The 12,480-nt window shown below is 75.7% G+C and carries 10 protein-coding genes and 1 riboswitch; of the genes, 4 read left to right on the forward strand and 6 right to left on the reverse strand.

Translation table 11 applies throughout. The features are described from left to right. Positions 1-20 precede the first annotated feature (20 nt). Positions 21-770 (reverse strand): precorrin-6A synthase (deacetylating), encoded by a 750-nt coding sequence (cobF, locus tag ABGB11_RS17080; RefSeq protein WP_347633772.1) that lies wholly within the window; start codon positions 768-770, stop codon positions 21-23. A gap of 61 nt (positions 771-831) precedes the next feature. Between cobF and cbiE the strand changes: the two genes are divergently transcribed. From cbiE to ABGB11_RS17095, 3 genes are read left to right on the forward strand one after another with little or no spacing between them, the layout of a single operon-like run. Further along, on the forward strand, positions 832-2,049 hold the full coding sequence (cbiE, locus tag ABGB11_RS17085) for a precorrin-6y C5,15-methyltransferase (decarboxylating) subunit CbiE (protein WP_347633774.1): 1,218 nt from the start codon (positions 832-834) through the stop codon (positions 2,047-2,049). Next, a complete protein-coding gene (cobM, locus tag ABGB11_RS17090; RefSeq protein WP_347633776.1) occupies positions 2,046-2,843 on the forward strand; it encodes a precorrin-4 C(11)-methyltransferase in 798 nt (265 codons plus the stop codon). The genes cbiE and cobM overlap by 4 nt, the downstream gene beginning before the upstream one ends. Continuing rightward, complete coding sequence (locus tag ABGB11_RS17095) at positions 2,828-3,550, forward strand: cobalt-precorrin-6A reductase (protein ID WP_347633777.1); 723 nt, start codon at positions 2,828-2,830, stop codon at positions 3,548-3,550. The genes cobM and ABGB11_RS17095 overlap by 16 nt, the downstream gene beginning before the upstream one ends. 7 nt (positions 3,551-3,557) lie before the next feature. Here the strand turns inward: ABGB11_RS17095 and ABGB11_RS17100 are convergent, their stop codons facing one another. From ABGB11_RS17100 to ABGB11_RS17110, 3 genes are read right to left on the reverse strand one after another with little or no spacing between them, the layout of a single operon-like run. Beyond that, positions 3,558-5,045, reverse strand: a complete 1,488-nt coding sequence (locus tag ABGB11_RS17100) for a precorrin-2 C(20)-methyltransferase (protein ID WP_347633779.1) — start codon at positions 5,043-5,045, stop codon at positions 3,558-3,560. Further along, positions 5,045-5,665 carry a precorrin-8X methylmutase gene (locus ABGB11_RS17105; RefSeq protein ID WP_347633781.1) on the reverse strand — a complete coding sequence of 207 codons (621 nt, stop codon included), beginning with the start codon at positions 5,663-5,665 and terminating at the stop codon, positions 5,045-5,047. The genes ABGB11_RS17100 and ABGB11_RS17105 overlap by 1 nt, the downstream gene beginning before the upstream one ends. Continuing rightward, positions 5,662-6,756, reverse strand: a complete 1,095-nt coding sequence (locus ABGB11_RS17110; protein WP_347633783.1) for a precorrin-3B synthase — start codon at positions 6,754-6,756, stop codon at positions 5,662-5,664. Before ABGB11_RS17110 ends, ABGB11_RS17105 begins: the two co-directional genes overlap by 4 nt. Before the next feature lie 71 nt (positions 6,757-6,827). Further along, positions 6,828-6,951: riboswitch (cobalamin riboswitch) on the forward strand. A gap of 53 nt (positions 6,952-7,004) precedes the next feature. Here ABGB11_RS17110 and cobN point away from each other — a divergent pair. Further along, complete coding sequence (gene cobN, locus ABGB11_RS17115) at positions 7,005-10,595, forward strand: cobaltochelatase subunit CobN (RefSeq protein ID WP_347633785.1); 3,591 nt, start codon at positions 7,005-7,007, stop codon at positions 10,593-10,595. Here cobN and ABGB11_RS17120 read toward each other — a convergent pair. Both ABGB11_RS17120 and cobO read right to left on the reverse strand, forming a co-directional pair. Beyond that, a complete protein-coding gene (locus tag ABGB11_RS17120) occupies positions 10,550-11,881 on the reverse strand; it encodes a cobyrinate a,c-diamide synthase (protein ID WP_347633787.1) in 1,332 nt (443 codons plus the stop codon). The genes cobN and ABGB11_RS17120 overlap by 46 nt on opposite strands. After that, complete coding sequence (gene cobO, locus ABGB11_RS17125) at positions 11,878-12,480, reverse strand: cob(I)yrinic acid a,c-diamide adenosyltransferase (RefSeq protein WP_347633789.1); 603 nt, start codon at positions 12,478-12,480, stop codon at positions 11,878-11,880. The genes ABGB11_RS17120 and cobO overlap by 4 nt, the downstream gene beginning before the upstream one ends.

Raw genomic sequence — 12,480 nt, forward strand, 5'->3', positions numbered from 1 at the left:
AAGGCCTGAGCCGCGCCGCGTCAGCCGGCGTCGTCGCCGACGCGGCGCAGCAGGTAGGTGTCCATGATCCAGCCCTTCCGGGCGCGGGCCTCCGCCCGGACGGCGCGGATCTCGTCCGCGACCTCCGCGACCGGCCCCTCGATGAGGATCTCGTCGGGGGTGCCGAGGTAGGCGCCCCAGTAGATGTGGAAACCGGGCGCCGCCTCGGCGAACGAGCAGTGCGCGTCGAGCATGACGACGACGTCGTCGGCGGTGGCGCCCTCGGCGGCGAGGCGGCGGCCCGTGGTGATGTGGACGGGGCGCCCCACCCGCGTCAGGCCGACGCGGTGCCGGGCGGTGAGCGCCGACACGCTGCTGATGCCCGGGACCACCTCGTACTCGAATTCGGCGCCGACCTCCTCCAGCGCGGCGAGGGTGCTGTCGTAGACGCCCGGGTCGCCCCAGACCAGGAGCGCGCCGGTCTCACCGTCGGCCAGCTCGCCGTCGACGAACGACTCGTAGATCCGCGCGCGGCGGGAGCGCCAGTCCTCGACGGCCGCGGTGTAGGCGGCGGCCGTCCGGTCGCGTTCGGGGTCGCGGGCCTCGACGATCCGGTACGGGGCCCGGCCGTGCTCGGCGATGAGGGCGCGCCGCAGGCCGGCCAGGTCGTGCTTCGCCTCGCCCTTGTCGACGAGGAGGAACGCGTCGGCCGCGGCGATGGCCCTGGCCGCCTGGAAGGTCAGTTGATCCGGGTCGCCCGCGCCGATGCCGATGATCGAGAGCCGCTTCACGCCGCCAGTGTGCCAGAGCGCCTCAGATAGGCTTGTCGCCCGTTTCCCCCCGAGGAGGACAGTGGACACGCGCGTCATCACCGTCGTCGGAATCGGCGCCGACGGGTGGGAGGGGCTCGCCGAGGAATCGCGCGAGGCGGTCCGCAGGGCGGAGGTGCTCTTCGGCAACGACCGGCAGCTCGGCCTGGTCCCCGTCGAGGAGCCAGAGCGGGTCTCCTGGCCGTCCCCGCTGCTGCCCGCCCTGCCGGGGCTGCTGGAGAAGTACGCGGACCGCGAGGTCGCGGTGCTGGCGAGCGGCGACCCCATGTTCCACGGCATCGGCTCCACCCTCGCGGAGATGCTCGGCCCCGACCGGCTCCGCGTGCTGCCGCGCCCGTCCTCGGCGTCGCTGGCCTGCGCCCGGCTCGGCTGGCCGCTGGACCGGGTGGACGTCCTCAGCATCGTCGGCCGTCCCGCCGCGGTCCTGAACGCGGCCGTCGCCCCGGGCCGCCGCCTCCTCGTGCTCGGCGCCGGGCGGGAGGCCCCGATCATCGTCGGCGCGCTGCTGTCCGGACGCGGCTTCGGGCCGAGCCGGATGACCGTCCTGTGCGATCTCGGGGCCGCGGAGGAGACGGTCCAGCGGGGAGTCGCGGAGGACTGGACGGAGCCCGCCGCGTCCGCGCTCACCCTCACCGCCGTCGAGTGCGTGCCCGGGCCGGACGCCGCGCCGCTGCCCCGCACGGCGGGGCTTCCGGACGACGCGTACGAGCACGACGGGCAGATCACCAAGAGCGAGGTCCGCGCGGTGACGCTGTCCCGGCTGGCTCCGCTGCCCGGCGAGCTGCTGTGGGACGTGGGCGCCGGCACGGGCAGCGTCGCGATCGAGTGGGCGCGGGCGCACCCGTCCTGCGCGGCCGTCGCGATCGAGAGCAGCGCGGGCCGGGCGGAGCGGATCGGCCGCAACGCGGCCGCGCTCGGCGTGCCCGGCGTGCGGGTCGTCGAGGGCGAGGCCCCGGACGCGCTGGACGGCCTCCCCGCGCCCGACGCGGTGTTCATCGGCGGCGGGCTCACCCGCGCCGGCCTGCTGGAGCGCTGCTGGGACGCGCTGAAGCCGGGCGGGCGCCTGGTCGCCAACGCCGTCACCCTCGAATCCGAGGCCAGGCTCGTCGCGGCGCGCGCGGAGCGCGGAGGCGAGCTCGTCCGCGTCGCCGTCGAGCGGGCGGGGCGGCTCGGCGGCTTCACGGCCTGGCGTCCCGCGCTGCCCGTCACGCTCTGGACGGTCCGCAAGGATCCGGCGTGACCGTCCGCTTCGTCGGTGCCGGCCCCGGGGCCGCCGATCTCATCACCGTGCGCGGCCTGCGCGTGCTGGAGTCGGCGCCGGTGTGCCTGTACGCGGGGTCGCTCGTGCCGCGCGAGCTGCTGGACGCCTGCCCGCCCGGCGCCCGCCTCGTCGACACCGCGAGCCTGACCCTCGACGAGATCGTCGCCGAGATGACCGCCGCGCACCGCGACGGCCTGGACGTCGCGCGGCTGCACTCCGGCGATCCGTCGGTGTTCAGCGCCGTCGCCGAGCAGATGCGGCGCCTGGACGCGGCGGGCGTGCCGTACGAGGTCGTGCCGGGCGTCCCCGCGTTCGCCGCTGCGGCGGCCTCGCTCGGGCGGGAGCTGACCGTGCCGGGCGTCGGCCAGACCGTGATCCTCACCCGCACCGCGGTCCGCGCGACCCCGATGCCGGAGGGCGAGGACCTGGCGACCCTCGGCGCGAGCAGGGCCACGATGGTGCTGCACCTGGCCGTGCAGCGCATCGACGCGGTGGCGGCCGAGCTGCTGCCGCACTACGGCGCCGGCTGCCCGGTCGCGGTCGTCGCAAGCGCCAGCCGGCCGGACGAGGTCGTCCTGCGCGGCACCCTCGGCGACATCGCGGACCGCGTGCGTGCGGCGGGCGTGACGCGCACGGCGGTGATCGTCGTCGGCCGCGTCCTCACGGCGTCGGCCTTCCCCGACAGCCACCTCTACAGTGCCGCCCGGGACCGCTCCAGCGCCGCCCGGGACCGCTCCAGCGCCGCCCGGGACCGCTCGTGCGGCGCGTCCTGATCCTCGGCGGGACGGCCGAGGCCCGCGCCCTCGCGGCCCGCCTGCCCGGCGTGCACGTCGTGTCGTCGCTGGCCGGGCGCGTGTCCGACCCGCGCCTGCCGGTGGGGGAGGTGCACATCGGCGGGTTCGGCGGCGCGGAGGGTCTGGCCGCCTGGCTCCGCGAGCACCGGATCGACCGCCTGGTGGACGCGACGCATCCGTTCGCGGAGCGGATGAGCGCCTCGGCCGCCCGCGCTTCGGAGATGACGGGCGTGCCGCTGCTCGCGCTGCGCCGGCCGGGGTGGCACGAGGAGGACGGCGACGACTGGCGGCGCGTCCCGTCCCTGGCCGATGCCGCGCGTACGCTTCCGGACGGTGCCCGTGTCTTCCTCACCACGGGCCGCCGCAGCATCCCGGTGTTCGCCGCGCGGGCGGACGCCTGGTTCCTCGCCCGGTCGGTCGACCCGCCGGAGCCGCCCGTCCCGTCCAACGTGCACGTTCTGCTCGCGCGCGGCCCGTACACGGTGGACGGCGAGCACGCCCTGATCCGCGAGCACCGCCTGGACGTGCTGGTCACCAAGGACAGCGGCGGCGCCATGACGCGTGCGAAGCTCACCGCCGCCCGCGAGGCGGGCATGCCGGTCGTCATGGTCGACCGCCCGCCGCTCCCCGAGGGCGTGCGGGCGGCGGACGACGTGGCCACCGCCGCCGTGTGGATTCAGGGGTAGAGCGGGTTCAGGGATAGCGGCGGGGAGTGTACACAACGCCCTGATCGGTGACCTTGGTGGTGGACGAGCCGATGATGAGCAGGCAGCGCATGTCGACGTCCTCGGGGTCCAGCTTCCCGAGCGTCGTCACGGTGACGCTCTCCTCCGGGCCGCCGACGTCGCGTCCGACCACGACCGGCGTCTCGGGGGAGCGGTGCTCCAGCAGCAGGTCGCGCGCCGCCGGGAGCTGGTGCCTGCGGCGGCTGGACGCCGGGTTGTAGAGGGCCATCACCAGATCGGCCTGCGCGGCGGCCCGCAGCCGCCGCGCGATGACGTCCCACGGCTTGAGGATGTCCGAGAGCGACAGGACGCAGAAGTCGTGTCCGAGCGGTGCGCCCGCCCTCGCCGCGACGGCCTGCGCGGCCGTCAGCCCGGGCACGACCCGCACCGGCACGTCCGCGAACGCGTCCTCCGCCGCGGCCTCCAGCACGGCCGCCGCCATCGCGAACACGCCCGGATCGCCGGACGAGACGACGGCCACCCGTGCCCCGTCCCGCGCGAGGGCCAGCGCGTGCCGCGCCCGGTCGGCCTCCACCCGGTTCCCGGACGAGTGCCGCCGCTGGCGCGGGTTCGCGGGGACCCGGTCCAGGTAGGGGGCGTAGCCGACGAGGTCGGTCGCGGACGCGAGGACGTCCTGCGCCTCCGGGGTGAGCCACGGCCGTCCCGCCGGCCCGAGCCCGACGACCGCCACCGCGCCGGCGCCGCGGGCCGGTTCGGGGGGCGGCGCGGTGAACGACCTCTCCGCCGGGCTCGTCAGCAGGGCGAGCGACATGTACGGGACGTCCGCCGGATCGACGTCGGCGAGCGGGACGACCCGCTGCCGCTCGGACGAGGCCCGCTCGACGTACCAGGCGTCGCCGAGCCTGCCGGCGTCCTCGAACGCCTGCCTGACCTTCGGGAACGTCCGGCCCAGCTTGAGGACGGCCGCGGCGTCGGTGTCCCGCAGCCGCTCGGCCAGCTCGCCGCCGGGCAGCGTGCCGGGCAGGACGGTCAGCGTCTCCTCCCGCTCCGCCAGCGGACGTCCCGCCGCGGCCGACGCCGCGCTCAGCGACGTCACACCGGGCACCACCTCGGTCGGGTAGTGCGGGGCGAGCCTCTTGTGCAGATGCATGTAGGACCCGTAGAACAGCGGGTCGCCCTCGCTCAGGACCACCACCGTCCGTCCCGCGTCCAGGTGGGTCGCGAGACGGGCGGCGCAATCGGCGTAGAACTCGTCCAGCGCCCCCTGGTAGCCGCCCGGATGGCCGGTCGTCTCGGTCGTCACCGGATAGACGAACTGCTCCTCGACCTGCCCGTCGCGCAGGTACGGTTCGGCGACCGACCGGGCGATGCTGCGGCCGTGCCGCGCGCAGTGGTAGGCGACGACATCGGCGTCGCCGATGAGCCGCGCGGCCTTCACCGTGACCAGCTCCGGGTCGCCGGGTCCGACGCCCACGCCGAACAGCCGTCCCGCCATCACTCCGCCTCACCGGCGATGGCGTTGACCGCCGCCGCCGTCATCGCGCTGCCGCCGCGCCGCCCGCGCACCGCCAGATGGTCGAGGCCGCTCGCGGCGAGCGCCTCCTTCGACTCGGCGGCGCCGATGAACCCGACCGGCACGCCGATGACCGCCGCCGGGCGTCCCGCGCCTTCCTCGACCATCTCCAGCAGCCGGAACAGCGCGGTCGGCGCGTTGCCGATGGCCACGACCGCCCCGTCCAACCGGTCGCGCCACAGCTCCAGGGCCGCCGCGCTGCGCGTGGTGCCGAGCCGCGCTGCCAGCTCGGGCACGCCCGGCTCGCCGAGCGTGCACACGACCTCGTTGCCCGCGGGCAGCCGGGGCCGCGTGACACCGGCCGCGACCATGCGCGCGTCGCAGAGGACCGGCGCGCCGTCCAGCAGCGCCGACCGCGCCCGCTCCACCACGCCCGGCGACCACACCAGGTCCTCGACGAGGTCGGTCATCCCGCACGCGTGGATCATCCGCACGGCGACCCGGGCCACGCCGTCCGGCAGCCCCGACAGATCGGCCTCCGCGCGGATGGTCGCGAACGACCGCCGGTAGATCTCGGCGCCGTCCCGGACGTAGTCGATCACTGCTGTCCCTTCGCCGTCTTCAGCACGACCGGGCCGCGGGGCATCCCGCAGCGCCGCTCGCATCCCGCCCAGTGGACGGGGGTGTCGGGGGCACGGCTCAGGCCCGCGACGAAGCGCCGGGCCTCTCCCTGCACGTCGCCCTGCGATCTCGCGCAACCGGGACTGCCCGTGCACGCGGTGACGCCGATCCAGGGTGAATCGGGGTCGGTCGCGAACCCCGCGGAGCCGAGCCGTCCCGCGATGCGGTACGCGTCCGCCGGGCCCAGGTCCCGGACGACGGCGCTGCGCCAGGGCGTCACCCTGACCTCGTCCGCGACGCCGGCGAGCGCCTCGGCCTGCGCGCCGGACAACCGGCCGAGCGGCGGAACGGCCTCCAGCGCGACCAGCCCGTTCCGCTGCGGGACGACCCCGGCGTGCGGACGCGGCGGCTCCAGGGCCGCCGCGGTCCGCACCAGCTCTCCGCCGAGCTCGGACGCCACACGCCGCGGGCCGTCGGGCACCTCCGCCAGGCGCCAGGCGTCGCCTCGGATCGAGAGGAAGATCTCGGCCGCCGCGACCATCGTCCGGACCGGGTCGCCGGGCGGCAGGACGCTCGGAAGCCCGGCCAGCAGGAAGCCGCCGGGAGTGTGCGTGAGGTCCGCTTGCAGCGAGGCCACGTCGCCGCTGCCGTCATCGAAGGCGAACAGGAACCGTCCCGGCAGCCCTGCCAGCGGCGGCCGTCCGCACAGCGCCCGATCGAGGTCCGTGACCAGCGGGTCCGTCTCCAGGGCGCCGTGCTCGCCGCGCCCGCCGAGCGGCGAGGCGACGATGTTGCGCACACGCTCATGTGACGGAGAGGGAAGCAGCCCGGCGGCCGCCAGCCGCTCCGCGAGCGCCGCCGGGTCCCGGACGCCGCGCACCTGGAGGTTGCCCCGGGACGTCAGCTCGATGACGTCCGAGCCCAGGTCGCGGGCGGCGCCTCCGAGCACCCTGAGCTGCGCGGACGACACCGCGCCCCCCGGCACCCGGACGCGCGCCAGCGCCCCGTCGGCGGCGTCGTGTGTCTGCAGCGCCCCAGGACACGCGTCGGCACGGGCTCTGACATTCGGCACGGGGAGGATGTTAACCACACTTTGCGGGCGGGCCGCGCTGCCGTAGGGTTCTGGGCAGGCGATGGCAATGGGAGGAAGCCGGTGCGAATCCGGCGCGGTCCCGCCACTGTGACCGGGGAGCGAACCCCGCCGAAGGCCACTGTCCGCACGGACGGGAAGGCCGGGGCGAGCGTCGATCCGGGAGCCAGGAGACTCCTGCCGTCGCGACACCCGCGACCGGGGCGAGGACCCCAGGGGGAGGAACGGCCGTGTCCGCTGGCACCGTCCTGCTGCTGTCGACGTCCGACACCGATCTGCTGAGCGCCCGCGCGTCCGGAGCCGGCTACCGGCTCGGCAACCCCGCGCGGCTCTCCGTGGACGACCTGCCCGGGCTGGTCGAGGGAACCGATCTCGTCGTGGTGCGGCTGCTCGGCGGGCGGCGCGCGTGGGAGGACGGGCTCGACGCCCTGCTCGCGGGGCCCCGGCCGGTCGTCGTCCTCGGCGGCGAGCAGGCCCCCGACGCGGAGCTGATGGAGCTGTCGACGGTGTCCGGCGGCGTCTGCGCCGAGGCGCACTCCTACCTCGCCCACGGCGGTCCCGCCAACCTCGCCGAACTGCACGCGTTCCTGTCGGACACGGTGCTGCTGACCGGACGCGGGTTCGGGCCGCCGCGGCCGGCGCCCGCCTGGGGACGGCTCGAGCGCGAGACCCGCGGCGGCGACGGCCCCGTGATCGGCGTGCTCTACTACCGCGCCCACCACATGGCCGGGAACACCGACTTCGTCGAGGCCCTGTGCGAGGCCGTCGAGGACGCCGGCGGGCGGCCGCTCCCCGTGTTCTGCTCGTCGCTCCGCACCGCGGAGCCCGCACTGCTCGACACGCTCCGGGAGGCGGACGCGCTGGTCGTGACCGTCCTCGCGGCGGGCGGGACCAGGCCCGCCACGGCCGGGGCCGGGGGCGACGACGAGGCGTGGGACGTCGGCGCGCTGGCCGCGCTGGACGTGCCGATCCTCCAGGGCCTCTGCCTCACGACGAGCCGCGCCGAGTGGGAGGCGAGCGACGACGGCCTGTCCCCGCTGGACGCCGCGTCGCAGGTCGCGATCCCCGAGTTCGACGGGCGGATCATCACCGTCCCGTTCTCGTTCAAGGAGACCGGCGAGGACGGCCTCACCGTCTACCGGGCCGATCCGGAGCGGGCGGCGCGGGTCGCCGGGATCGCGGTCCGGCACGGGCGGCTGCGGCACACCCCGCCCGCCGAGCGGCGCATCGTGGTGATGCTGTCGGCGTACCCGACGAAGCACTCCCGCGTGGGCAACGCCGTCGGTCTCGACACCCCGGCGAGCACCGTGCGGCTGCTGGCGCGGCTCGACGCGGCCGGGTACGACCTCGGCGAGGGCTTCCCCGGCGTCCGGGAGCAGGACGGCGACGCGCTCGTCCACGCGCTCATCACGGCCGGCGGGCAGGACGAGGACTGGCTCACCGAGGAGCAGCTCGCGGGCAATCCGGTCCGCATCTCGGCGGCGTCCTACGAACGCTGGTACCGCACCCTCCCGGAGGTGTTCCGGGGCGAGACGGAGCTGCACTGGGGCGCGCCTCCCGGGCAGCTGTTCGTCCAGGACGGCGACATCGTGCTCGCCGCCCTCCGCGCCGGGAACGTCGTCGTCATGGTGCAGCCGCCGCGCGGCTTCGGGCAGAACCCCATCGCGATCTACCACGACCCCGACCTGCCGCCGAGCCACCACTACCTGGCCGCGTACCGGTGGCTGGCGGACGAGTTCGGCGCGCACGCGATCGTCCACGTCGGCAAGCACGGCAACCTGGAGTGGCTGCCCGGCAAGGCGGCGGGCATGTCCGCGTCCTGCGGCACCGACGCCGCGCTCGGCGACGTCCCGCTGGTCTACCCGTTCCTCGTCAACGACCCGGGGGAGGGGACGCAGGCCAAGCGCCGCGCGCACGCCGTCCTCGTCGACCACATGGTCCCGCCGATGGCCCGCGCCGAGACCTACGGCGACATCGCCCGCCTCGAACAGCTCCTCGACGAGCACGCGACGATCGCCGCGATGGACCCGGCGAAGCTGCCCGCGATCCGCGCGCAGATCTGGACGCTCATCCAGGCCGCGAGGCTCGACCACGACCTCGGCCTGGACGACCGCCCGCACGACACCGAGTTCGACGACTTCCTCCTGCACGTGGACGGGTGGCTGTGCGAGGTGAAGGACGCGCAGATCCGCGACGGCCTGCACGTCCTCGGCGAGGCGCCGGAGGGCGCGGCCCGCGTCGACCTGGTCCTGGCCATGCTCCGCGCCCGCCAGATGTGGTCAGGACGCGAGACGCTCCCCGGCCTGCGCGAGGCGCTCGGCCTCAGCGAGGACGGCGGCGAGGCGCTCGGCGACGTCGACGCGGCCGAGGCCACAGCCCGCGAGCTCGTCCAGGCCATGGAGGACGCCGGCTGGGCCGTGGACGCCGCCGCCCGTGCCGCCGAAGCACTCCCGGAGGGCCGCCGCGAAGCAGTGACACGCGTGCTGGAGTTCGCCGCGTCCGAGGTCGTCCCGCGCCTGGCCCGGACGCCCGACGAGCTCGACCACGTCCTGCACGCGCTGGACGGCGGGTACGTCCCGGCCGGTCCGAGCGGTTCGCCGCTGCGCGGGCTCGTCAACGTCCTGCCGACCGGGCGGAACTTCTACTCGGTGGACCCGCGCGCCGTCCCGAGCCGGCTCGCCTGGGAGACCGGGCAGGCGATGGCCGCCTCCCTGCTGGACCGCTACCGCGCCGACCACGGCGAGTGGCCGCGCTCGGTCGGCCTGTCGGTGTGGGGGACGAGCGCGATGCGCACGGCGGGCGACGACGTCGCCGAGGTACTCGCCCTGCTCGGCGTCCGCCCGGAATGGGACGAGGCGTCCCGCCGCGTCACCGCGCTGGAGCCGATCCCCATCGCGGAACTGGGCCGGCCGCGCATCGACGTGACCGTCCGCATCAGCGGCTTCTTCCGGGACGCGTTCCCGCACGTCGTCGCGATGCTGGACGACGCCGTCCGCCTCGTCGCCGGGCTCGACGAGCCCGAGACCGACAACCACGTCCGGGCCCACGCCCAGGCCGACCTCGCCCGGCACGGGGACGAGCGGCGGGCCACGCTGCGCGTCTTCGGGTCCGCGCCCGGCGCCTACGGGGCCGGGCTGCTCCCGCTCATCGACAGCCGCAACTGGCGGGACGACGCCGACCTCGCCGAGGTGTACGCGGTGTGGGGCGGCCACGCCTACGGGCGCGGCCTCGACGGCGTCCCGGCCCGCGCCGACATGGAGAACGCCTACCGGCGGATCGCCGTCGCCGCCAAGAACATCGACACCCGCGAGCACGACATCGCCGACTCCGACGACTACTTCCAGTACCACGGCGGCATGATCGCGACCGTCCGCGCGCTGACCGGCAGCGCCCCGGAGGCCTACGTCGGGGACAGCACCCGCCCGGACGCCGTCCGCACCCGGACCCTGTCGCAGGAGACCGCGCGGATCTTCCGGGCCCGCGTCGTCAACCCGCGATGGCTCGCCGCGATGCGGCGGCACGGCTACAAGGGCGCGTTCGAGCTGGCCGCGACCGTCGACTACCTGTTCGGCTACGACGCGACCACCGGCGTGATGGCGGACTGGATGTACGACCGGCTCGCGGCCGCCTACGTCCTGGACGAGGAGAACCGCGCGTTCATGGAGGAGTCGAACCCGTGGGCGCTGCACGGCATCGCCGAGCGGCTCCTGGAGGCGGCCGAGCGCGGCATGTGGGAGCACCCCGACCCGGAGATCCTCCAGGGCCTCCAGGAGGTCTACCTCAAGACCGAGGGCGACCTGGAGGACGACACCAGCCGCTGAGCCGCCTCCGGGTATCCGGCCCAGTGCAGGTGCAGGTAGGACGCGGTGACGCGGTCGTCCCCGAACCCGTCGGAGCCGTCCCGCCACCGGAACAGCGGTGCCGCGCCGGTGGACAGGGCCGTCCGGTGGAACTCGTGCCCCCGGAACCGCTCGCCCGGCCGGGTCAGTGGCGACTCCGCCACGGCGACCGCCTCCCGGTACCCGAGCGTCAGCCGGGGCGTCATCGCCGCCCGCCCCGGCACCCGCCCGCACATCGCCAGCCCGTCGAGCCCCTCGCACAGGTACAGCAGCCCGGCGCACTCGGCGGCGACCGGCCCGGCGAACGCGGCGACCTGCGCGAGCATCGGCGCGTTCGCGGCGAGGTCGGCGGCGTGCACCTCGGGGAAGCCGCCGCCGATGACGAGCGCGCCCGTCCCGTCCGGGAGGCGCTCGTCGCGCAGCGGATCGAAGACGGCGACCTCGGCGCCCGCCGCGCGCAGCAACTCCACGTGCTCCGCATAAGAGAAGGTGAACGCCGGACCGCCCGCCACCGCGACGACCGGGCCGCCCTCCACCGGGACTACCTCCCCGGCCGGGTCCCACGCCGCCCCCGCGAGCGGGGGAGCGGTGCCCGCCAGCCGCAGCAGCGCGTCCAGATCGCAGGAGCGGCCGACCAGCTCACCGAGCCGCTCCACCGCCCGCACGGCCTCAGGCCCCCGCTCCGCCGCCGGGATCAGCCCCAGGTGCCGGGACGGCGTGACGACCGCGTCGTCCCGCCGGATCGCGCCGAGCACCGGCACGCCCGTCGCCTCCAGCGCGCTGCTGCACAGCTCCTCGTGCCGGTTGGAGCCGACCCGGTTGAGGATCACGCCGCCGATCCGCACGCCCGGCTCGAATGTCGCGAACCCGTGCACGGCCGCCGCCACCGACCGGCTCTGCCGCGCCGCGTCGACCACCAGCACCACGGGCGCGGCGAGCAGCTCCGCGACGTGCGCCGTGGACGCGAACCCGGTGTCGCCGCGCCCGTCGAACAGGCCCATCACGCCCTCGACGACCGCCACGTCGCACCCGGCCGCACCGTGCCGGAACAGCGGCCCCACCCGCTCCTCGCCGGTCAGCCAGGGATCGAGGTTGCGGCCCGGCCGTCCCGCCGCGAGCGTGTGGTAGCCGGGGTCGATGTAGTCGGGGCCGACCTTGTGCGGCGACACCTTCAGCCCGCGCGCCCGCAGCGCCGCCATCAGCCCGGTCGCGACCGTCGTCTTCCCGCTCCCGGACGACGGCGCGGCGACGACCAGCCGGGGGATCACCACTCGATGCCCCGCTGGCCCTTCTGCCCGGCGTCCATCGGATGCCGGACCTTGCCCATCTCCGTCACCAGGTCGGCGGCCTCGACGAGCCGGTCCGGGGCGTCCCGGCCGGTGACGACGACGTGCTGGTTCCCGGGACGCCCGGTCAGCGCGCCGACCACGTCGTCCAGGTCGATCCAGCCCCACTTGAGCGGGTAGGTGAACTCGTCCAGCACATAGAAACGGTACGTCTCGGCGGCCAGGTCCCGCTTGATCTGCTCCCAGCCCTCCCGCGCGTCCGCCGCGTGGTCCGCCTCGGTGCCGGGCCGCCGGATCCACGACCAGCCCTCACCCATCTTGTGCCAGGCGACCGGACCGCCCTCGCCGCTCTCGCCCAGCACCCGCAGCGCCCGCTCCTCGCCGATGCGCCACTTCGCCGACTTCACGAACTGGAACACCCCGACCGGCCACCCCTGGTTCCACGCCCGCAGCGCCATCCCGAACGCGGCCGTCGACTTGCCCTTCCCTGGGCCGGTGTGGACGATCAGCAGCGGCCGGTTCCGGCGCTGCCGGGTGGTCAGGCCGTCGTCGGGGACGGACACGGGCTTTCCCTGGGGCAT

Origin of the sequence: Actinomadura sp. B10D3 (assembly GCF_039871695.1) — a bacterium.
Taxonomy (GTDB): domain Bacteria; phylum Actinomycetota; class Actinomycetes; order Streptosporangiales; family Streptosporangiaceae; genus Spirillospora; species Spirillospora madurae.